Source organism: Gordonia shandongensis DSM 45094 (genome assembly GCF_000423025.1).
Classification (GTDB): domain Bacteria; phylum Actinomycetota; class Actinomycetes; order Mycobacteriales; family Mycobacteriaceae; genus Gordonia; species Gordonia shandongensis.
This window is the reverse complement of sequence record NZ_AUHE01000010.1, coordinates 1-20132: the sequence shown is the minus strand read 5'-3', so window position 1 is coordinate 20132 and position 20132 is coordinate 1. Positions and strand designations below refer to the sequence as shown.

Genomic DNA, 20132 nt, shown 5'->3' with positions numbered 1-20132 from the left:
ACGTTCTACATCCTGATCTCAGCGACGCGGGGCCGGAACGACGCGCACTCGGCCCTACTCGGCGCGGTACAGGATCCCCCGGCCGACGGCTTCGCGGATCGCGGGCATCGCGACGGCGGCCAGGGCGTCGCCGTCGACACCGTGGAAGTCGGCGATCAACGACACCAGCGCACCCAGCGGGACCTCGCCGCGGCAGCCTGCGAGCAACGCCGTCATGACCTCGTCGACGGGCAGCACCGCCCCGGGTCCCCCCGGCCGAGTCACCGCGGCGCTCACCTGCTGCCAGCCGTCGTCCCCCGGCAGCGACTGCGACTCCAGGAACACCGGCGACGTGGAGAGGCGAGCCGCGAGGAGATCGTCATCGGAGTTCCGGCGGAGAAAGTCCCGACGGTTCCAGAACGCCTGGGCCTCGAAGCCCGTGACCTCCTGGCCGGCCGCCGTGATCTCCTCGATCACCACGTCGGGCGCACGCTCCGGTTCCGTCGCGCCGGGCTTGCGGAAGGTGATCGACCCCATGCCGACGGCGACGATCCCCTGCTCCTCGAACCAGTCCAGCCACAACGAACCGCGCTCGGCGGCGTCGACGACGGACTCACCGGCGTCGGACACCCACAACGACACATAGCTGATCGGGTCGGCGAGCTCCCGCTGGACCACCCAGGCGTCGAGTCCAGTGGCCTCGACCCATCCGCGGACCCGCTCGTCCCAGGCGTCGACGTCGCGGACCGCCCAGTTCGCGAGAATCTGCGCCACACCGCCCGGCGCCAGATGATCGGCGATCCCCGCGATGAGGGCTTCGCTGACACCGTCCCCGACCATCCCCGAATCGCGGTACACGTAGTCCTGCGCGCCCGTGCCGACGACGAACGGCGGATTCGAGACGATGAGATCGAACGTCTCGCCGGCGACGGGCTCGAAGAGGCTGCCCGACCGCAGATCCCACGACAGTCCGTTCAGCCGCGCGGTCGCCGCGGCAAGCGCGAGGGCCCGCTCGTTCGTATCGGTGGCGACGACCTCCGCGCAGTGCGACGCCAGGTGCAGCGCCTGAACGCCGCACCCCGTACCCAGATCGAGCGCCCGACCGACCGGGGTCCGGATGACGGCCCGAGCGAGCGACATCGACGCTCCGCCGATACCGAGCACATGATCGCGGCGGACCGCCCCCGGACGCATCGACGCATCCTGGTCCGCGACGACGAGGTGATCGGCCGAATCGCTGCCGTGCGGCCGGATGTCGAGAACGGCCCGCACTCCGCCGTCGGCCGTCTCGATCACCTGTTGGTCGAGAAGTGCCGCGACACCGACTGCCGGCAGAGCGGCGGCGACGGCGTCGACCGGCTCCGTCGCTCCCAGGAGGAACAACCGGATCAGAGTCGACAGCGCGGCATCGTCGGCTCGACGCGTCCGCCTCAGCGCCGGCCACCAGACGCCGTCGACGAGCGCCGCACTCGCCTCCTCGCCGAGCAGAGCGGCGATCCCCTCCGAGGTGTAGGCGACGGCGCGCAGTCCAGCGCCCAGAGCGTCGACGAGGTCCGGTGTGTCCAAGGGATGACGAGTCACCCGGTGAGCGTATCGGCATCGGCCGGATCGTCCACTTCATCGGCGCGAAGGGCGACGGCCCGCCCGATGATCCCCGGCCCGACGATCCCGTGCCGCAGTAGCATCGGAGCGCGTCGGCGGGCGCCGCCGTCGCCCGATACGGTGTCCCCGCTACAGTGACACTGCACGCGCGAGTGGCGGAATCGGCAGACGCGCTGGATTTAGGTTCCAGTGTCCTCGGACGTGGGGGTTCAAGTCCCCCCTCGCGCACCGTCACATTGCCGACCTCCGGCCGGAGTGCGCCCGCTGAATTCGAGTAACAAGCCGGAGGGCGCACCGATCTGCACCGCCGCCCGGCGAGACCGGCCGCCGTCCGTGGCGAACGGCACAGCCCCGGGCCCCGTCGCGGCTGCCGGTCACCGCACCCGACCAGGTACCTTCGACAGTGTGGATCAACCTCTCCCCTCTCCCGGTAAGCGGCGGCACCGGCCGGCGCTGATCGTTCTGGTGGCGGTCGCGGCCGTGGTGTGCCTCGGCATGGCGTGGTGGCAGTGGGACCGGTTCGAGTCCGCAACCGGTACGGGCCAGAACCTGGGGTACGCGCTGCAGTGGCCGGCGTTCGCCGTCGCCTTCGTCTACGCCTATCGCCGCTTCGTGGTGATGGAGGCCGACCCCGACATCGAGCGACGCACCCGCACCGAGCCGACCGAGATCCCCGCGGGAATCCTCCCGGAGCGTCCCCGCGCCGACGACCCCTCGGTCGCGGCGATCGCCGACGGAGCACCCGACGACGACCTGGTCGCGTACAACCGCTACCTCGCCGAACTCGACGAGAACCCGAAGACCGACCGCTGACACAGCGTCCGCTCCCCGCCCCTCCGCACAAAAGGAAGACTCAGCCGTGACCGACCCCGATCAGACAGCCTCCCCCGTCGCCTCCACCGAGCGGGTGCGCAGCGCACTGCTGCGCTACCGCGTCCTCGCGTGGGTGACCGGTGTGTGGCTGCTTCTCCTCGTGGCCGAGATGATCGCCAAATACGGCTTCGACGTCGACGGCTACGGCTGGGTCGGCATCGCGCACGGATGGATCTACTTCGTCTACCTGATCTGCACCGTCGACCTGTCGATCAAGGTCCGGTGGCCGCTCGGGAAGCTGCTGCTCACCGCGATCGCAGGCACCATCCCGTTCCTGTCGTTCTACTTCGAGCACATCCGGACCAGGGACGTCCAGGGACAGTTCGACCTCGCCTGACGGCGACCGCGATCAGGCGTCCGCCGAACCCAGCCGCCGCGCCGCCTCCTGGTACAGCTCCACCACCTGACGACGGATCGATGCGCGGTCGGTGAGCTCTTCGAACCACGGGATCTCGACGGTCCGCTCGGCTCCGTCGACGGTGACCGACCACGTCCCGGACGTCGAGTCGAGGCCCACCATGGTCGCGGCGGTGGCGTCCGGCACGCCGAACGCCCGCACGATGGTGAGGTTGTCGTCGGTGTGATCGTCGTTCATGTGTCCGGTGACGGCGGCGATCACCGTGTCGTCGAACGTGGTCATCTCGGGGTTCCTTCCACCAGGTCGCGGAGCGCGGGCACCAGTTGGGCCAGCGCCTTCCCGCGGTGACTCAGCGAGTCCTTCTCAGTCGCCGACAGGTCGGCGGACGTGCGCCCGCCCGCCGCGTCGTCATCGGGGACGAACAGCGGATCGTAGCCGAATCCGGCGGTGCCGCGACGGTCACGCACGAGCCGTCCTCGCCACTCTCCGCGGACGACGATCGGCGGGCCGTCCGGGGTCACCAGCGCACACACCGAGACGAAGGCGGCGCCGCGACGGGTGTCCGGCACATCGGCGAGCTGGGCCAGCAACAGGTCGTTGTTGGCGTCATCGCCCTTGCCGCCGCTCCATCGCGCCGACAGCACACCGGGCATGCCGTTCAATGCGTCGACGGCGAGACCGGAGTCGTCGGCGAGCGACGGCAGTCCGGTCGCCGCGATCGCGGCACGCGCCTTGATCAGCGCATTGTCCTCGAAGGAGGCGCCGTCCTCGATCGGCTCCGCGTACGGCGCGACGTCACCGAGTCCGAGGATCTCGAGTCCGTCGATGCCCGCGGCCGCGACGACGCGGCGCAGTTCGTCGAGCTTCTTGGCGTTGTTGCTGGCCAGCAGAACGGTGGCGGTCACGCAGTCCCGCCCGGGAGTTCGCCCGGGTACGGCCCGGCGAGCACCTCGCGTTGCGCCGCGACGACATCCGCGATCCCGGTCTCGGCCACGTCGAGCAGTTTGTCGAGGGTCGCACGGGGGAAGGTGGCGCCCTCGCCCGTCCCCTGCACCTCCACGAGGGTGCCGGCATCGGTGGCGACGATGTTCATGTCGACCTCGGCGCGCGAATCCTCCTCGTACGGCAGATCGAGTCGCACGCGACCGTCGACGACACCGACGCTGACCGCGGCGATGACGCACGACAGCGGCTGCGGGTCGGCGAGCTTACCGGCCGCGCGCAGGTAGGTGACGGCGTCCGCGAGTGCGACGTAGGCACCGCTGATCGCCGCCGTGCGGGTGCCGCCGTCGGCCTGCAGGACGTCGCAGTCGATGGCGATCGTGTTCTCGCCGAGGGCGGCGAGGTCGATGCACACGCGCAGCGAGCGGCCGATCAGCCGGCTGATCTCGTGGGTGCGCCCGCCGATCTTTCCGCGGACCGACTCGCGCTTCGACCGCTCATGGGTCGCCGCCGGGAGCATCGAGTACTCGGCGGTGAGCCAGCCCAGTCCCGATCCCCTGCGCCAGGAGGGCACCCCCTCGGTGACGCTGGCGGTGCACATGACGCGGGTGTTCCCGAACTCGACCAGCACCGATCCTGCCGGGTGGGAGGTGAAGCCGCGGGTGAACTCGATGGGCCGGAGTTCGTCGTCGGCCCTGCCGTCTGCTCGTGAAGTCACGGGTCCAACCCTACTGGACCCGTGGGGACCGCCGCCCGCCGCTCCGCGAGCGAGCCGCCGTTCTACAGCGGCGGCCGGACCTCGATGATCTGCCCCTGGTGGACGAGTTGCAGCGGGCCGGGGTAGACGCCGGACGCCTCGCCGAGGATCGCGTCGGCGTCGCTCCACGGGACGATGTGGGTGAGCGCCAACGATCGGGCGCCGGCCTTCAACGCCACCTCACCCGCCTCGACGCCCGACAGATGCAGCGCCTCCGGACGCTGCCCGGGGGCGTGGGTCCACGACGCCTCGCAGAGGAAGATGTCGGCGTCGCGCGCCAACTCGACGACCTCGTCGCACACGCCGGTGTCGCCGCTGTAGGCGAAGACCTCCCCGTCGGGGCCCGTGACGCGCAGACCGAAGGTGCTCGGCGGATGGTTCACGCGGAACGGTTCGATCTGGAGTCCGTGAACGGTGACGGTCTCACGGTGGGCCCACTCGCGGACGTCGAAGGTGTCGGTGATGTCGTCGACCTCGCCCGGGTACTCGGAGGATCCCGCGCCGATCCGGACGGCCGTCCCCTCCGGTCCGTAGAGGAGGCTGCGGGCGGCCGCCGGTGTCGGGGCCCACCGGCGCCACACGAGCATGGCGGGCAGGTCCATGCAGTGATCGGCGTGCAGGTGGCTGAGCAGGACGGCGATCTCGTTGGGGTCGGCGTGCTGCTGCAACTCGCCGAACACTCCGTGTCCGCAGTCGATGAGGACGGGCGGGTGGCCGTCGGCCTGGAGCAGGTATCCGGAGCAGGGCGCACCGGGACCGTTGACGCTCCCCGAACACCCCAACACTGTCAGCCGCATGTGCCCCACTCTGCCACGTCGCGACCGGCCCCAGGAATCGAACCGTCGGCATGTGACCACGGCGAATGGGCATCGAGATCTATGGTCCGTGCCACTGCGGGTGGCTCATGCGTGCTCGACATGCCCCACCGACGGCCCGAGGAATCGTGTCGACAGTTTTCGGAAGGATTCGGGATCGCCTGTGGCGGAGAACAATCGGCGCGCCTGGCGTCCCGAGTGCGGATGCAGGGTGTCGCGTTCCGTCAGAACCCGGAACGTGTCCTTCGCCGTCTCCTCCGCACTCGACACCAGGGTCACCTCATCGCCCATCACCAGCTGGATGACGCCCGAGAGCAACGGGTAGTGCGTGCACCCGAGCACCACCGTGTCGACGTCGGCCTCCTGCAGCGGTTCGAGGTACCCCTGCGCCAATCCCAGGATCTGCCGACCGCTGGTGACGCCCCGCTCGACGAAGTCGACGAACCGGGGACACGCCACGGCGGTGATCTCGACGTCGCGGGCGGCCGCGAACGAGTCCTGGTAGGCGCGGGACGCGATGGTCGCCTCGGTGCCGATGACCCCGATCCGTCCGGTCTTCGTCGCGACCACGGCGCGGCGCACCGCGGGCAGGATCACCTCGATCACCGGGATCGGCGCATAGCGTTCGCGGGCGTCCCGCAGGCACGCCGCCGACGCGGTGTTGCAGGCGATGACGATCGCCTTGACGCCGCGGCGCACCAGTTCGTCGCCGATCGACAACGCGTGCCGCCGGATCTCCGGGATCGTCAGCGGCCCGTACGGTCCGTTGGCGGTGTCGCCGATGTAGATGATGTCCTCATCGGGCAGCTGGTCGATGATCGCGCGCGCCACCGTGAGGCCGCCGACACCGGAGTCGAAGATCCCGACGGGACCCGTGCCCACGCCGACCGAGTCCGGCGTCTCGGCTCCCTGCACGCTCATCCTCACCTCTCGCCCGCGGGCACCTCACCGCGCCGGTCGCCTTCGCCGCGCCGATCACTGAGCATCCATGCCGCCAACACGCCGCCGACGGCGCCGAACAGGTGTCCCTGCCAGGATGCTCCACCGCCTTGCGGCAGTACGCCCCACAGCACACCACCGTAGACGGCGAGGATCGCGAGACCACCGAGCCCCTGCCACGGGTCGCGGTTGAAGACGCCGCGAACGAGCAGGTATGCGAGCCATCCGAAGACCACGCCCGATGCGCCGACGGTCACGGTGCCGGACGGCCCGGTGAGCCAGACTCCGAGTCCGCTGACGAGCCAGACGATCGTCGTGACGGCCCCGAATCGCCGCGCGAGCAGCAGGAAGAACCCGAGGACGGCCCCGGGGACGACGTTGGCGGCCAGATGGGAGAAGTCCGCGTGCAGCAGGGGCGCCCACAGGATGCCGTCGACGCCGGACAGTCTCCGGGGGACGATTCCGTTCTGGTCGAGGCGACCGTTCATCGCCAGGTCGATGATCTCGATGACGACGAGCCCGGCGATGACCAGCGCCATCGTGATCACCGCGCGCTGCCACGCCGGGCGGCGTGCCTCCGTCGCCGCGGTCATCGCGTACCGGTGTTCACCGGGGACCGAACGCCGAGACGAGCAGATCGCGGTACGCGGGGATGCCGGCGACGCTGGTCGCGGTGACCACCGCGGAGACGATCGCCCGCTGGACGACCGTCGCGGACACCTCGCACAACGCGGTCACGATCGCCGTGTCGGGGTCCATGCCGGGCGGGACGTCGACGGCGTCGTCGGGCGCGACGGTCCGCTCGCCCGTGGCCACGCCGAAGAGGGTGTCGCCGTCGAGCGGTGAATGCGCCGGCCGGACGGCCCGGGCGAGCCCGTCGTGCCCCGCCATCGCGAGCCGTTTGGTTCCGGCCACCGACAGGGTCGCGTCCGTCGCCACGACCCCGATCGTCGTGTTGAGCACGGTGCCCTTGGCGGTGAGCTCGGCGAGCCGTTTCACCTCGAGCTGCGTCGGTGTGCGGAGACGGTGCACGTCGAGGTCGTCCGAGCCCCACGGCAGCCCGGTCGTCGGGTCGATGACCCCGCCGACGGGGTTCGCGACGACGAGGGCGCCGACGGTCAGTCCCCGCGCGGGGCCCTCGCGGACGGTCACCGATGCGGTGCCGACTCCGCCTTTGAGCGCGCCTGCCCGGGCGCCGACTCCGGCGCCCACCGATCCGACGTCGAACTCGATCGTCGCGGCGTCGAGTGCTCGGCGCCCGAACTCCGCGGTCGGCCGGTTCTCCCACCGTCCGACCGGCAGGTCGAAGATGACGGCTGCCGGAACGATCGGGACCACGTGGCCCTGCCCGTCCATCGGGAGACCCGTCCCGGACTCCTCGAGGCCGAGCATCACGCCGTCGGCGGCCGCGAGACCGAAGGCGCTGCCGCCGGTCAGGACGATCGCATCGGCGCCCCGCACGGTGTTCACCGGGTCGAGCAGGTCGGTCTCGCGTGTTCCGGGGCCGCCGCCCCGGACGTCGACCGCCGTCGCGCTCCCGGCGGGGAGCCGGATCACCGTGGTTCCGGTCGCCCAGCCCTCGCCGGGGTCGTCGATGGTGGCGAGCACCACGTCGTCGTCGAGCCGGTGGTAGTGCCCGACGGCGATGCCGGGGACGTCGGTGAGCCGGTTTCCCTCACGCGATTCGATCCGGGAGTCGCCGGTCACCACGGCCCCTCGTCCTCGGTCGGGTCCTCGGGTTGCGTCCACTCGGCCGACATCAGCGCCTCCACCAGCAGCCCCTGCACCACCGACAGCCAGTCGTAGACGTCCTGGTGTGCCGCATGCGGGTGGTCGGGCGGAAGCTTCGAGGGTTCGTCGGTGAGGCCGAGCATCGCGCCGAGCGCGAGCCGGATGTCGGTCAGCGCCGCCAGCCAGCGGTCGGCTTCCGCCTCGGTGAGCCGTACGTCTCCGCCGTCGTCGGGCAGTGTGGCGAGCACGACGCGCGCCGCTTCGAGTTTGGAGTCGATGATGGCGGGTTCGTTGACGCTCCGCAGTCCCCCGTTCAGGTCGGCGACGAGCGGGCCGGCCGCCAACTGTTCGTCCTGGTCGGGTCGGTGGAAGTCGGGCAGCAGTCGCCCGAGCGTCACATCGTCGGGCGCCGAGGTGTGCCCGGTGACGATGCCGGTGAGAGACGACAGTTCGTCGTGCGGAGCGGACTCCGCGCGTTCGGTGAGCAGTTCGGTGATCGACTCGACCATCGATGCGAGCAGTTGGCATTCGTAGCTCTCGAGGTTCGAGCAGATCCGGACGTCGTCTCCGGATCCGGTCCGCCGCCACGTGCGCATCAGACCTCCGTCCGCATCACGGATCGTGTCGCCGTCATGAGTCGTGCTGCCGTCATGAGTCGTGCTGCCCTCATGAGTCGTGCTGCCCTCATGAGTCGTGCTGCATGGTCGCCCACAGGCCCGCCGCATGCAGTTTGCGGACGTCGCCCTCGACCTTCGCGCGGTCTCCGCTGGAGACGACGGCCTTCCCCTCGGTGTGCACCTGCATCATGAGTTGCTTCGCGTGGTCTTCGGAGTAGCCGAAGACCTTCTGGAAGACGTAGGCGACGTAGTTCATGAGATTCACCGGGTCGTCCCACACGAGCGTCACCCACGGACGGTCGTGTGACACCTCGGGTTCTGCCACCGCGGTACCGGCACCGGTACCGGGTGTCGCCTCATCGGTAGCCATGAGTAATAGGGTAGCGAAGGTGACCAGTACCGCGCTGCTGACCGATCAATACGAGCTGACCATGCTGTCGGCCGCCCTCAAGGCGGGAACAGCCCAGCGCAACTGTGTTTTCGAGGTGTTCGCGCGCCGCCTTCCCGACGGCCGCCGATTCGGCGTCGTCGCAGGCACCGGACGTGTTCTGGACGCCCTCGACGCGTTTCGATTCGGCGATGCCGAGCTGGCCGCCCTCCGCGGGATCGTCGACGACGACACTCTCGGCTGGCTGGCCGACTACCGGTTCGGCGGCGACGTCGACGGCTATCGCGAGGGTGAGCTCTACTTCCCGGGGTCGCCGGTGCTGACGGTGCGCGGCGGGTTCGGCGAAGCCGTCCTGCTCGAGACGCTGATCCTCTCGATCCTCAATCACGACAGCGCCGTCGCCTCGGCCGCGGCCCGGATGGTCAGTGCGGCCGCCGGACGCCCGATCATCGAGATGGGTGGACGCCGCACGCACGAGCACGCCGCTGTCGCCGCCTCGCGGGCCGCGTATCTGGCGGGTGTGGATGCGACGAGCAATCTGGAGGCGGCGCGCACCTACGGTGTCCCTAGCGCCGGAACCGCCGCACACGCCTTCACCCTGTCGTTCGCCCGTCCCGGCGGCTCCGATGAGCGTGCCGCGTTCGAGGCGCAGGTGGCGGCGTTCGGTCCGTCGACCACGCTGCTGGTCGACACCTACGACATCACCGCAGGCGTCCGGAACGCCATCGAGGTCGCCGGAACCGAGCTCGGGGCGGTCCGGATCGATTCGGGGGATCTAGGGGTCCTCGCCCGGCAGGTCCGCGCTCAACTCGACGAGCTCGGTGCGACCGAGACCAAGATCGTCGTCTCGGGCGATCTCGACGAGTACGCGATCGCCTCCCTGCGCGCCGAGCCGGTCGACACCTACGGTGTGGGCACGTCGGTCGTCACCGGCAGCGGATCGCCGACCGCGGGAATGGTCTACAAGCTCGTCGAGGTCGACGGCGTGCCCGTCGCGAAACGCTCCAGCCACAAGGAGAGTCACGGCGGCGCCAAACGCGCGTTCCGCGCCGCGCGCCCCACCGGAACGATCGTCGAGGAGGTCGTGGTCCGCGAGGATCCGGTCGACCGCACCGACCCGCCTCACGCCGCGGACCTGGACGTCCGGCCCCTGCAGATCCCCCTCGTGCGGGGCGGCGAGCGCGCCGCGGACATCCCTACACTGGAGGCATCGCGCGAGCATGTGGCCCGCGGCCTCGTCTCGCTGCCGTGGGAGGGGCTGGGTCTGAGCCACGGCGACCCGGCAGTCCCCACCCGCTACGTGAACGATCCGGAGAGTCGATGATCCCCGAGAACCGAAACCCCGAGAGGCGAAGTCCCGACGAGTCCACCCGAGCATTGGTGATCGTCGACGTCCAGAACGACTTCTGCGAGGGCGGCGCACTCGGCGTCGAGGGCGGCGCAGCGGTCGCCCGCTCGGTGAACACGCTGGCCGTCGGCTACGACCTGGTGGTCGCCACCCGTGACCACCACGTCGATCCCGGCGATCACTTCTCCGACGACCCCGACTTCGTCGACTCCTGGCCGCCCCACTGTCGTGCGGGCACGCCCGGTGCCGAGTTCCACCCGGACTTCGACCTGCGGCCCGTCCGGGCCGTCTTCTCCAAGGGCGAGTACGAGGCCGCGTACTCCGGCTTCGAGGGGGCCGACGAGAACGGCGTGACGCTGGCGGCCTGGCTGTCGGAGCACGGGGTGACCGACGTCGACGTCGTCGGCATCGCCACCGATCACTGCGTGCGTGCCACCGCCCTCGACGCGATCGCCGCAGGTTTCGGTACGCGCGTGCTGGCGGCCCACACCGCGGGCGTCGCCGAGGCCACGACGCGGCGCGCTCTGGACGAGCTCCGCGACGCCGGCGTGGACCTGCTCGGGTGAGTGTCCCCGACGTCCCGGACCTCCTGAACACCGCTGTCGAGGCCGTGGGCGGTGCGCCGCGCGAGGGTCAGCTCGCGATGGCCGAGGCCGTCGCGGACGCCATCGACGACGACCACCACCTCGCGGTGCAGGCCGGCACCGGCACCGGCAAGTCGTTGGCCTACCTGGTTCCGTCGATCCGTCACGCGGTGGCGCAGGAGGAGACGGTCGTCGTCTCGACGGCGACCATCGCACTGCAGAGACAGCTCACCGAACGCGATCTGCCGCGTCTGACGTCGGCGTTGACGGGGCCGCTGGGCCGGGAACCGACCTTCGCCATCCTGAAGGGTCGCGCCAACTATCTGTGTCTCAACAAGATCCACTCCGGCGTCGCCGAGGATCCGGCGAGCGAACTGTTCGACGCCTTCGAGATGTCGCGGATGGGGCGCGAGGTGACCCGACTGCGCGAATGGACCTCCGATACGGACACCGGTGACCGCGACGATCTGGCGCCCGGTGTGAGCGACCAGGCGTGGCGCCAGGTGAGCGTGACGTCGAAGGAGTGTCTCGGCGCCGCGAACTGCGCGTACGGCGCCGACTGCTTCGCCGAGTCGGCCCGCAGACGGGCGGGTGCGTCCGATGTGATCGTCACCAATCACGCCATGCTGGCGATCGACGCGATGAGTCCGGCGACGATCCTCCCGGAACATCGGGTCGTCGTGATCGACGAGGCTCACGAGTTGGTCGACCGGATCACCTCCGTCACCACCGAGGAGATCTCCGCGACGGCCGTCACCCAGGTGTCCCGTCGTCTGGGTCGCCTCATCGACGATGCGACGGCCGACGCTCTCGTCGGTGCGGGCGAGCAGCTCGAAACGCTGCTGGACGATTCTCGCGAAGGCGAATGGACGCGACTGCCCGCCGGTGCGCCCGAGATCCTCGCCGCCCTGCGCGACCGACTGTGGAATGCGCGCAGCGCGATCGGGCCGGCGCCGTCGTCGGGGTCGGACCCCGACGCAGCGGCGGCGCGGCAGATGGCGATCAGCGCCGTCGACTCGCTGCACGACGCCGTGGTCCGGGTGCTGACGGTCTTCGCCGAACCCGACATCACGCGTCGTCACGACGTCATCTGGCTGGCCACCGATCGTTTCCGCACCACCGAACGCCGCGTTCTGCGCATCGCGCCGCTGTCGGTGGCCGGTCTGCTGCGGACCTCCCTGTTCACCGAATCCACCGTGGTGCTGACGTCGGCGACCCTGACGATCGGCGGCGACTTCGACGCCCTGGCGCGCACGTGGGGCCTGCCGGCGCACGGACGGCAGGACGCCTCGGCGGCGACGCCACCGGACACGGCATCACCGCAGCCAACATCACCGGAGGCGGGACCGGAGCCCGGCTGGGTCGGTCTCGACGTCGGCAGCCCCTTCGACTATCCCCGGTCGGCGATCCTCTACGTGGGCCGGCATCTTCCGCCGCCCGGCCGCGACCCGATGGCGCCCCAGACACTCGATGAGATGGTCGAGCTGATGACGGCGGCGGGCGGGCGGACGCTCGGGCTCTTCTCGTCGATGCGCGCGGCCAGACATGCAGCCGAGACACTCCGCGACCGCGTCGCGTTCCCGCTGCTGTGCCAGGGCGACGACACGACCTCCGCTTTGATCGAACGGTTCGCCGCCGACGAGCCGACGTGCCTGTTCGGCACGCTCTCCCTGTGGCAGGGAGTCGACGTCCCCGGCCGGTCGCTGAGCCTGGTGATGATCGACCGCATCCCCTTCCCACGACCCGACGACCCGCTGCTGTCGGCACGCCAGCGCGACGTCGACGCCCGCGGCGGGAACGGCTTCCTCACCGTGTCGGCCAATCACGCCGCACTGCTCCTGGCCCAGGGGGTCGGGCGGCTCCTGCGCTCGAGTGACGACCGCGGCGTCGTCGCCGTCCTCGACCCGCGGCTGGTCACCGCACGCTACGCCGGCTACCTGCTGGCGGGTCTGCCGCCGTTCTGGCGGACGACCGACGCCGACGCCGTCCGCGGGGCGCTGCGCCGCCTCGGTACGACGTGACCGGCGCCGACGACGCGCCCCTGTGGCGGCGACTCGGCGCCCGCCCCGGCGACGGGGGCACGAGGTTCTCCGTGTGGGCGCCCAACGCGCGTTCGGTGACGGTGATCGGCGACTTCAACGCGTGGGAGCCCGCCGCCCATCCGCTCGGGCGCGGCCCGGACGGCGTCTGGAGCACCGTCATCGCCGCCGCGGTGCCCGGCATGGCCTACAAGTATCGGATCGTCGGCGCCGACGGTCTGGCCCGAGACAAGGCCGACCCGCTCGCCCGCGCAGCCGAACTCCCCCCGGCGAGCGCCTCGGTGATCGGCCGGGAGTCCACCCACGAATGGACCGACGCCGACTGGTGCGCGCAGCGCGCCGACCGCAACGCCCGTACCCGGCCGATGTCGATCTACGAGGTCCACCTCGGTTCGTGGCGCACCGGGCTCGGCTACCGCGACATCGCCCACCGGTTGGCCGACTACGCGGTGGCGCAGCGCTTCACCCACATCCAACTGATGCCGATCACCGAGCACCCGTACGGCGGCTCGTGGGGATACCAGGTCGGCGGATACTTCGCGTGCACGGCACGCTACGGCGATGCCGACGACTTCCGCTACCTCGTCGACCACCTGCACTCCCGCGGCATCGCCGTCCTCCTCGACTGGGTGCCCGCCCACTTCCCCAAGGACGAACACCTGCTGGGCGAGTTCGACGGGACACCGCTGTACGAGCACGCCGATCCGTTGCGCCGCGAGCAACCGGACTGGGGCACCTATGCGTTCAACCTCGGCCGCGCCGAGGTTCGCGAGTTCCTCATCGCCAGCGCCGTCTACTGGTGCTCCGAGTTCCACCTCGACGGCCTCCGCGTCGACGCCGTCGCCTCGATGCTGTACCTCGACTACTCGCGGGCCCCGGGAACGTGGCGGCCGAATGCGCGCGGCACCAACGAGAACGATGAAGCCGTCGCATTCCTGCGGGACCTCAACGACGCGGTGCACCGCAGTTGTCCCGGAGCGGTGATGATCGCGGAGGAGTCCACCGCGTGGCCCGACATCACGACGCCGACCGCTCGCGGCGGTCTCGGCTTCGACTTCACGTGGAATCTCGGATGGATGCACGATCTCCTCGCATTCGCCGGTCGCCCGCCGGCCGAGCGGGCGGACCTGCAACATCGGGTGGCGTTCTCCCTCACCCACGCCACCGCCGAGCACTACGTGCTCCCGATCAGCCACGACGAGGTCGTACACGGCAAGGGCACGCTGTTCACGCGGATACCGGAGTCCGCCGACGCCGCGGCCCACGTCCGGCTGATCCTGGCGTTCCAGTGGGCGCACCCCGGGAAGAAGCTGCTGTTCATGGGACAGGAGTTCGGGCAGATCCGGGAGTGGGCCGACGACCGCGAACTGGACTGGCAGCTCTGCGACGACGAACGCCACCGCGGCATCGCACTGGCCGCGCACGATCTCGCGGCCCTGCACGCCGACACGCCGGCACTCCACGCGCTCGACGGCGACGCCCGCGGGTTCGACTGGCTCGACGCGCGCGACACCCGCAACACGGTGATCGCGTTCCTGCGACTCGGGCCCGACGCCGAGTCGCGGCCGATCGCCTGCCTCTTCAACTTCTCCGACCGCGACCTGTTCGGCTACCGACTCGGCCTGCCGGCATCGGGGCCGTGGCGGGAGATCCTCAACACCGCTGCCCGCGAGTACGGCGGTCACGGGACGGGGAACCTGGGACGGGTGATCGCCGACGACGAGGCGTCGCACGGGCGCCCCCACAGCGCTGTGCTGACCCTCCCCGCATCCGCCGCGGTGTTCCTGACCCCGGAGTGACGTCAGGGGCGTGGGCGATCGTTCGATGCAGCCCGTGTGCGGTCGCGATCAGTACAGGGCGGTCGCGATCAGTACAGGGCGGTCGCGATCAGTACAGGGCGGTCGCGAGCTTGCGCCGCGCCGCCTTCACGAACGGTTCGGACGGATCGAACAGCTCGAACAGCTCGAGGAGCCGCGCGCGAGCACGGTCGCGATCGTCCGCTGCGGTCACCTTGACCAGTTCGATGATGCGGTCGAACGCCTCATCGGGACGCTGACCGAGCAGCAGCACGTCGGCGGCGGCCAGTTGCGCATCCACGTCGCCGGGCTGCGCCGTCGACACGACCGACGGGTCGTGCGCCTGGGCCCGCATCGCGAACTCGAGGTTGCGGATCGCCGCGGCGGCCTCCGTGTTGTCGGGCTCCACACCGAGGATCGCGCGATACGCGATCAGCGCCTCGTCGAAGTCACCCGCGTCGAGCAGTTCCGCGGCGGCCACCATCCGGGGATCGTCCGGTTCGTCGGCCGGCGCCCCACCGTCTCGCCCGGAGTCGGGCAGCACGCCGCCGACCTGCGCGAAGATGTCGTCCAACCACGCCTGGATCTGCTGTTCGGGCTGCACGCCGTTGAACGCGGACACCGGGCGCCCGGCCACGAGCGCCACCACCGTCGGCAACGACTGCACGCCGAAGGCCTGTGCGATGCCGGGGTTCGCGTCCACGTCGACCTTCGCCAGCACCCACCGCCCGCCGGATGCGGCGGCCATCTTCTCCAGGACCGGCGACAGCTGCTTGCACGGCTCGCACCAGGAGGCCCACAGGTCGACCACCACGACCTGGGTGCTCGATCGGGCGATGACGTCCGATTCGAAGGTCGCATCGGTCACGTCGATCACGGCGTCCGGCGACGGGCTCCCACCGTCCTCCGGAGACGCCGAAGGAGCGGGACGCGACGCAGCAGCCTGCTGCGCCAATGCCCGCTCCTTCAGTCCCGCGAGGTCGACGGCGCCGGACATGGCGATCGCGGCGCTCGCTTGCTCTTGACGTCGAGAAGGTGTTGTCACACCTTCAGTGTGTCACGATCCCCGTCGTCGTCGGCAACCGAGTCGGACAGTTCGCCGAGATGCCCGTTGCGCTTGGCCCACTGCTCGAACCACACCGTGAAGAACGGCGGCAGCGAGGCCACGAGCGCCAGGATCGTCACCTTCGGCGTCCACGAGAGACGGACCGCGGCGTGCAGGGCAGCGGCGAGGTAGATCAGGAATGCGGCGCCGTGCAGCGCCCCCGGCACCATGGTCGCCGCGTCGACACCCGCGCCGTACTTGACGGCCATCCCGACCAGCAGGAGGGCCCAGGTGATCGCCTCGACGACGGCGATGAATCGGAACCGCCTGGCGGGCGTGCTCAGGTCGAAGAAGTCAGTCATCGTCACTCACCCCTTCGCCACGCGAACGATCAGGGCGTCGCCCTGTCCACCCGCACCGCACAGCGCCGCGGCCCCCACGCCGCCACCGCGACGCGCCAGTTCGAGCGCGAGGTGGAGCGTGATGCGCGCACCCGAGGTTCCGATGGGGTGACCGAGAGCGATGCCGCCGCCGTTGACGTTCACGATCTCCGGATCGATGCCCAAGGCACGCGTGGACGCCAGGCCCACCGCCGCGAAGGCCTCGTTGATCTCCACCAGGTCGAGATCGGCGGGGGCGATGCCCTCACGCTCACACGCCTTGACGATGGCGTTAGCCGGCTGCTGCTGCAACGACGAATCCGGTCCGGCGACGACGCCGTGCGCACCGATCTCCGCCAGCCACGTCAGGCCGAGCTCCTCGGCGCGCGCACGGCTCATCACGACGACAGCCGCCGCACCGTCTGAGATCTGCGACGAATTGCCCGCGGTGAGGGTGCCGCCCTTGCGGAACGCCGGACGCAGGCCGGCCAGCGACTCGGCGGTGGTGTCGGCGCGAACGCCCTCGTCGACGGTGAACTCGACCGGGTCGCCCTTCCGCTGTGGAACGGCGACCGGCACGATCTCGTCGTCGAAGACGCCCTTCGCGATCGCCTCGGCCGCCAACCGGTGGCTCCGGGCGGCGAACGCGTCCTGTTCCTCGCGGGTGAAGCCGTCGGTGTCGTTACCGTCCTCGGTGAGCGCACCCATCGCCTGATCGGTGAACACGTCGTGCAGCCCGTCGTAGGCCATGTGGTCCACGAGCGCGGTGTCGCCGTACTTGAAGCCGCCGCGACTTCCCGGCAGCAGGTGCGGCGCCTGAGTCATCGACTCCTGGCCCCCGGCCACCACGCAGTCGAACTCACCGGCACGGATGAGCTGGTCGGCCAGCGCGATCGAGTCGATGCCCGAGAGGCACATCTTGTTGATCGACAGCGCGGGCACGTCCCAGCCGATGCCTGCCTTCACGGCGGTCTGCCGCGCGGGCATCTGGCCGGCGCCCGCGGTCAGGACCTGCCCCATGATCACGTACTGCACCTGTGCGGGGTCCACCCCTCCCCGCTCCAGCGCTCCCTTCACGGCCGTGGCCCCGAGGTCGACGGCGGAGAATCCCTTGAGTGATCCCATCAGGCGGCCCTGTGCGGTGCGGGCGCCCGAAACGATCACGGTCGTGTTGTCGGACATCTATCAGCTCCTCATTGCGATGCAGCGGGACGAGTCGAGGTGCTCGTCGCCGCTGCGGAGTGGACCGTGGGGCGCCCGGACGTCGCCCCGGTCTCGCCTCAACGCTACCGTTATGTCATGAGCAACTCCTCATCCGATGACGTGACAAGTACCACCAACGCAGCCGCGCTGCAGCCGATCGGTGACCTGGTCACCGCCGTCGACCACGTCGGCATCGCCGTCCCGGACCTCGACGAGGCCGCGGCCTGGTGGCTGACGAACCTCGGATTCGCCAACCTCCACGAGGAGATCAACGACGAGCAGGGCGTCCGCGAGGCGATGATCGGCCCCGCGGGCGCCGACACGCAGATCCAACTGCTCGCACCGCTGAACGACGAGTCGACGATCGCGAAGTTCATCGGCCGATCCGGTCCCGGACTCCAGCAGCTCGCCGTTCGGGTCACCGATCTCGACGAGGTGATGCGCCGTCTCACCGACAACGGCGTGCGTCTCCTGTACCCCGCCCCCAAACGGGGCACCGCGGACTCGCGTATCAACTTCGTGCATCCCAAGGATGCCGGTGGGGTCCTTCTGGAACTGGTCGAACCCGCCGCCGGACACTGATCGTCGGCACTGCCGGCCGACGCCGACGGCCGGTTCCGACTCGGCACCCCGCGACGACCCTGCGACACCCCGCGTCGTTCCCCGTGCGCGGCCTCCACCCGCCGTACACTGGGGATATGTCAGCTCCCGGAAACCGCCAGAGTCCGTTCCCCATCGTGATGCGCGGTTACGACCGCGATCAGGTGACAGACCATATCCGTCGCCTCGACGCCGAGATGCGCATGATGCAGGCCGATCGGGACGCCGCGCACGCCAACGCCGACGAACTGCAGGCGCACCTCGACGACACGCGCAGACGCGTCCGGGAACTCCAGAACGAGGTGAACACGCTGTCCGTGCCGCCGACCACGGTCGCCGGCATGAGCGAACGGGTGTCCCGGATGCTGCAACTGGCCACCGACGAGGCCAGCGAGGTCCGCGCGTCCGCTCGCGAGGAGGCCGACGAGCTGCTCTCCGTGAGTCGGCAGGAGGCCGACGACATCGTGCACCGTGCGGCCGCCGAGGCAACCCGGACCAAGGAACTCGCCCAGGACCACGCGGACGCCCTCATCACCGACGCCGAGAAGCGTGTCGCCGAGCAGGAACGCGCTGTGGACGCCGCACGCGCGCGCGCCGAACGGATCATCGAGGACGCCGAGAACGACGCCGCCCGGATCCGCGGTGACGCCCACGGCATCGGACTCGCACGCCTGGGCCGGTCCCGCGAGCTGGCGCAGGCCGCCGCCGACGCCCACCGCCAGGTGCTCGACCACCTGGCCGCCCTCCGCGAACACCTCTCCGCCCTGCCCGAGGCGTTGGCGCTGTCCGACGACGAGCGGGCTCTCGTCGACACCACCGAGGACGACGACATCGATCTCCTCAACCGGACACTGGTCGGCCGGAACCGGTACGACGATCACGCCGCCACCGATGTCCTCGACGCCGTCACGACCTCCGATGCGCACGACGCGGGCGGGAACGACGACACCGCCGGAATCGACCCAGAAGGAGTCGACGCGGACGGAATCGACGCGGACGGAATCGACGCAGACGGAATCGACGCAGACGGAGTCAACGCCGAATCGGCGTGACTCCGGCGTCAGAACAGCCGGAACTCAGTGCTCTCGGTACCGCGTAGTTCCTCGTAGTCGAGCGTCACACAGCGGATCCCGCGGTCGGTCGCGAGGGTCTTGGCCTGCGGCTTGATCGCCTGGGCGGCGAAGATCCCGCTGACCGGCGCGATCGTCGCGTCGCGGTTGAGTAGATCCAGGTACCGGGTGAGCTGCTCCACGCCGTCGATCTCACCGCGCCGCTTGATCTCCACCGCGACGGTCTGTCCCTCGGCGTCGCGACACAGGATGTCTACCGGGCCGATCGCCGTCATGTACTCCCGCCGGATGAGGGTGAACCCGTCGCCCAGGGTCTCGATGTGTTCGGCGAGCAGCTCCTGAAGGTGCGATTCGACGCCGTCCTTGACGAGTCCCGGGTCCAGGCCGAGTTCATGGGATGAGTCGTGCTCGATCCCCCGGATGCTGATCCGCAGTTGTTCTCCGGACTTGTTCTCGACCACCCAGACCGCTTCGAGGTCGCCGGCCTCGTCGCCCGGCTCGTGCTCGGTCAGCCAGCACGGCGGGCTCATCCAGTTCAGGGGCTTGAACGCCCGGTCGTCGGCGTGGATGCTCACCGACCCGTCGGACTTGATGAGGATCAGCCGGCTCGCCATCGGGAGGTGGGCGGTCAACCGACCGACGTAGTCGACCTGGCACTCGGCAATCACTAAACGCACGTCCGCGAGTGTAGTGGACGTCCTGCCGGGCTTGATACGGGTGTGGAATGCAGGAGAGCCCCGGGCCGGTGTTACCCGGTCCGGGGCTCTGCTGAACAATGGTGTTCGGCGGTGTCCTACTCTCCCACACCCATTACAGTGCAGTACCATCGGCGCAGGTGGGCTTAGCTTCCGGGTTCGGAATGGGACCGGGCGTTTCCCCACCGCTATAGCCGCCGTAACTCTATGAAACTGTCCCGCACACCCCCCGCGGCTTGCCGGCAGGGGTGCTGGTGTTGTTTCAGAAGTACATAGTGGATGCCATCACACACGCGTGTCACGCACACATGGCGCGTCACAGGCGTGTGGTGTGTGTTTCGTTCACCAGTCGACCACAGTCGACCGGTCTG

The 20132-nt window shown here is 70.0% G+C and carries 22 protein-coding genes, 1 tRNA gene and 1 rRNA gene; 9 read left to right on the top strand and 15 right to left on the bottom strand.

The annotated features are described in order from the left end of the window. Window positions 1–54: 54 nt before the first annotated feature. Window positions 55–1560 carry a DUF7782 domain-containing protein gene (locus G528_RS0109880; RefSeq protein ID WP_026918823.1) on the bottom strand — a complete coding sequence of 502 codons (1506 nt, stop codon included), beginning with the start codon at window positions 1558–1560 and terminating at the stop codon, window positions 55–57. A gap of 167 nt (window positions 1561–1727) precedes the next feature. Here G528_RS0109880 and G528_RS0109870 point away from each other — a divergent pair. The 3 genes from G528_RS0109870 (at window position 1728) to G528_RS0109860 (ending at window position 2791) form a co-directional block, all read left to right on the top strand. Further along, a tRNA-Leu gene (locus tag G528_RS0109870) sits at window positions 1728–1809 on the top strand. Window positions 1810–1986: 177 nt separating this feature from the next. Further along, the gene (locus G528_RS0109865) at window positions 1987–2394 is read left to right on the top strand and encodes a hypothetical protein (protein ID WP_026918822.1); all 408 of its coding nucleotides are present in this window, start codon (window positions 1987–1989) and stop codon (window positions 2392–2394) included. Between the two features lie 46 nt (window positions 2395–2440). Beyond that, on the top strand, window positions 2441–2791 hold the full coding sequence (locus G528_RS0109860) for a DUF3817 domain-containing protein (protein ID WP_026918821.1): 351 nt from the start codon (window positions 2441–2443) through the stop codon (window positions 2789–2791). Between the two features lie 12 nt (window positions 2792–2803). On the opposite strand, the gene G528_RS0109855 is transcribed toward G528_RS0109860, so the two are convergent. From G528_RS0109855 to clpS, 9 genes are all read right to left on the bottom strand, one after another. Beyond that, window positions 2804–3094, bottom strand: coding sequence for a DUF2470 domain-containing protein (locus tag G528_RS0109855; protein WP_026918820.1), 291 nt, complete (start codon window positions 3092–3094; stop codon window positions 2804–2806). Then, complete coding sequence (gene rdgB / locus G528_RS0109850) at window positions 3091–3717, bottom strand: RdgB/HAM1 family non-canonical purine NTP pyrophosphatase (RefSeq protein ID WP_026918819.1); 627 nt, start codon at window positions 3715–3717, stop codon at window positions 3091–3093. Before rdgB ends, G528_RS0109855 begins: the two co-directional genes overlap by 4 nt. Then, a complete protein-coding gene (gene rph / locus G528_RS0109845; protein WP_026918818.1) occupies window positions 3714–4472 on the bottom strand; it encodes a ribonuclease PH in 759 nt (252 codons plus the stop codon). Before rph ends, rdgB begins: the two co-directional genes overlap by 4 nt. 62 nt (window positions 4473–4534) lie before the next feature. Beyond that, a complete protein-coding gene (locus tag G528_RS0109840; RefSeq protein WP_026918817.1) occupies window positions 4535–5308 on the bottom strand; it encodes a cyclic nucleotide-degrading phosphodiesterase in 774 nt (257 codons plus the stop codon). Window positions 5309–5413: 105 nt separating this feature from the next. Beyond that, the gene (gene murI, locus G528_RS0109835) at window positions 5414–6247 is read right to left on the bottom strand and encodes a glutamate racemase (RefSeq protein ID WP_084638142.1); all 834 of its coding nucleotides are present in this window, start codon (window positions 6245–6247) and stop codon (window positions 5414–5416) included. Between the two features lie 2 nt (window positions 6248–6249). Further along, the gene (locus G528_RS0109830; protein ID WP_026918815.1) at window positions 6250–6858 is read right to left on the bottom strand and encodes a rhomboid family intramembrane serine protease; all 609 of its coding nucleotides are present in this window, start codon (window positions 6856–6858) and stop codon (window positions 6250–6252) included. Window positions 6859–6871: 13 nt separating this feature from the next. Continuing rightward, a complete protein-coding gene (locus G528_RS0109825) occupies window positions 6872–7972 on the bottom strand; it encodes a P1 family peptidase (protein WP_425402226.1) in 1101 nt (366 codons plus the stop codon). Further along, a complete protein-coding gene (aosR, locus tag G528_RS17120; RefSeq protein WP_035719646.1) occupies window positions 7969–8592 on the bottom strand; it encodes an oxidative stress transcriptional regulator AosR in 624 nt (207 codons plus the stop codon). Before aosR ends, G528_RS0109825 begins: the two co-directional genes overlap by 4 nt. An 88-nt stretch (window positions 8593–8680) precedes the next feature. Continuing rightward, entirely contained in the window at window positions 8681–8983 is a 303-nt protein-coding gene (gene clpS / locus G528_RS0109815) for an ATP-dependent Clp protease adapter ClpS (RefSeq protein WP_026918813.1), read from the bottom strand. Between clpS and G528_RS0109810 the strand changes: the two genes are divergently transcribed. The 4 genes from G528_RS0109810 to glgB are packed head-to-tail and all read left to right on the top strand — an operon-like array spanning window position 8982 to window position 14771. After that, window positions 8982–10325 carry a nicotinate phosphoribosyltransferase gene (locus G528_RS0109810; protein ID WP_211220622.1) on the top strand — a complete coding sequence of 448 codons (1344 nt, stop codon included), beginning with the start codon at window positions 8982–8984 and terminating at the stop codon, window positions 10323–10325. The genes clpS and G528_RS0109810 overlap by 2 nt on opposite strands. Beyond that, window positions 10322–10915 carry an isochorismatase family protein gene (locus G528_RS0109805; RefSeq protein ID WP_051198636.1) on the top strand — a complete coding sequence of 198 codons (594 nt, stop codon included), beginning with the start codon at window positions 10322–10324 and terminating at the stop codon, window positions 10913–10915. Before G528_RS0109810 ends, G528_RS0109805 begins: the two co-directional genes overlap by 4 nt. Further along, the gene (locus tag G528_RS0109800; RefSeq protein ID WP_026918810.1) at window positions 10912–12954 is read left to right on the top strand and encodes an ATP-dependent DNA helicase; all 2043 of its coding nucleotides are present in this window, start codon (window positions 10912–10914) and stop codon (window positions 12952–12954) included. The genes G528_RS0109805 and G528_RS0109800 overlap by 4 nt, the downstream gene beginning before the upstream one ends. Continuing rightward, complete coding sequence (gene glgB, locus G528_RS0109795) at window positions 12951–14771, top strand: 1,4-alpha-glucan branching protein GlgB (protein WP_026918809.1); 1821 nt, start codon at window positions 12951–12953, stop codon at window positions 14769–14771. Before G528_RS0109800 ends, glgB begins: the two co-directional genes overlap by 4 nt. A gap of 88 nt (window positions 14772–14859) precedes the next feature. Here the strand turns inward: glgB and G528_RS0109790 are convergent, their stop codons facing one another. From G528_RS0109790 to G528_RS0109780, 3 genes are read right to left on the bottom strand one after another with little or no spacing between them, the layout of a single operon-like run. Next, entirely contained in the window at window positions 14860–15765 is a 906-nt protein-coding gene (locus tag G528_RS0109790) for a tetratricopeptide repeat protein (protein WP_026918808.1), read from the bottom strand. A 44-nt stretch (window positions 15766–15809) separates the two neighbouring features. Further along, window positions 15810–16175, bottom strand: a complete 366-nt coding sequence (locus G528_RS0109785) for a DUF3817 domain-containing protein (RefSeq protein ID WP_026918807.1) — start codon at window positions 16173–16175, stop codon at window positions 15810–15812. Window positions 16176–16181: 6 nt separating this feature from the next. Then, window positions 16182–17375: an acetyl-CoA C-acetyltransferase gene (locus G528_RS0109780; protein WP_026918806.1), complete on the bottom strand. Its 1194-nt coding sequence runs from the start codon at window positions 17373–17375 to the stop codon at window positions 16182–16184. Window positions 17376–17492: 117 nt separating this feature from the next. Between G528_RS0109780 and mce the strand changes: the two genes are divergently transcribed. Both mce and G528_RS17115 read left to right on the top strand, forming a co-directional pair. Beyond that, window positions 17493–17978 (top strand): methylmalonyl-CoA epimerase, encoded by a 486-nt coding sequence (gene mce / locus G528_RS0109775; RefSeq protein WP_026918805.1) that lies wholly within the window; start codon window positions 17493–17495, stop codon window positions 17976–17978. Window positions 17979–18094: 116 nt separating this feature from the next. Next, the gene (locus tag G528_RS17115) at window positions 18095–19048 is read left to right on the top strand and encodes a DivIVA domain-containing protein (RefSeq protein WP_245569737.1); all 954 of its coding nucleotides are present in this window, start codon (window positions 18095–18097) and stop codon (window positions 19046–19048) included. 8 nt (window positions 19049–19056) lie between these two features. On the opposite strand, the gene nucS is transcribed toward G528_RS17115, so the two are convergent. Further along, window positions 19057–19743, bottom strand: a complete 687-nt coding sequence (gene nucS / locus G528_RS0109765; RefSeq protein WP_026918804.1) for an endonuclease NucS — start codon at window positions 19741–19743, stop codon at window positions 19057–19059. Window positions 19744–19846: 103 nt separating this feature from the next. Continuing rightward, window positions 19847–19963: ribosomal RNA gene (gene rrf / locus G528_RS0109760) — 5S ribosomal RNA — on the bottom strand. Window positions 19964–20132 lie beyond the last annotated feature (169 nt).

Coding starts and splice junctions, on each gene's coding strand:
- G528_RS0109855 (WP_026918820.1), bottom strand. CDS start 3,094: ATGACCACGTTCGACGACACGGTGATCGCCGCCGTCACCGGACACATG.
- G528_RS0109840 (WP_026918817.1), bottom strand. CDS start 5,308: ATGCGGCTGACAGTGTTGGGGTGTTCGGGGAGCGTCAACGGTCCCGGT.
- murI (WP_084638142.1), bottom strand. CDS start 6,247: ATGAGCGTGCAGGGAGCCGAGACGCCGGACTCGGTCGGCGTGGGCACG.
- G528_RS0109830 (WP_026918815.1), bottom strand. CDS start 6,858: ATGACCGCGGCGACGGAGGCACGCCGCCCGGCGTGGCAGCGCGCGGTG.
- aosR (WP_035719646.1), bottom strand. CDS start 8,592: ATGCGCACGTGGCGGCGGACCGGATCCGGAGACGACGTCCGGATCTGC.
- G528_RS0109810 (WP_211220622.1), top strand. CDS start 8,982: ATGAGTAATAGGGTAGCGAAGGTGACCAGTACCGCGCTGCTGACCGAT.
- clpS (WP_026918813.1), bottom strand. CDS start 8,983: ATGGCTACCGATGAGGCGACACCCGGTACCGGTGCCGGTACCGCGGTG.
- G528_RS0109805 (WP_051198636.1), top strand. CDS start 10,322: ATGATCCCCGAGAACCGAAACCCCGAGAGGCGAAGTCCCGACGAGTCC.
- G528_RS0109790 (WP_026918808.1), bottom strand. CDS start 15,765: ATGTCCGGCGCCGTCGACCTCGCGGGACTGAAGGAGCGGGCATTGGCG.
- G528_RS0109785 (WP_026918807.1), bottom strand. CDS start 16,175: ATGACTGACTTCTTCGACCTGAGCACGCCCGCCAGGCGGTTCCGATTC.
- G528_RS0109780 (WP_026918806.1), bottom strand. CDS start 17,375: ATGTCCGACAACACGACCGTGATCGTTTCGGGCGCCCGCACCGCACAG.
- mce (WP_026918805.1), top strand. CDS start 17,493: ATGAGCAACTCCTCATCCGATGACGTGACAAGTACCACCAACGCAGCC.
- G528_RS17115 (WP_245569737.1), top strand. CDS start 18,095: ATGTCAGCTCCCGGAAACCGCCAGAGTCCGTTCCCCATCGTGATGCGC.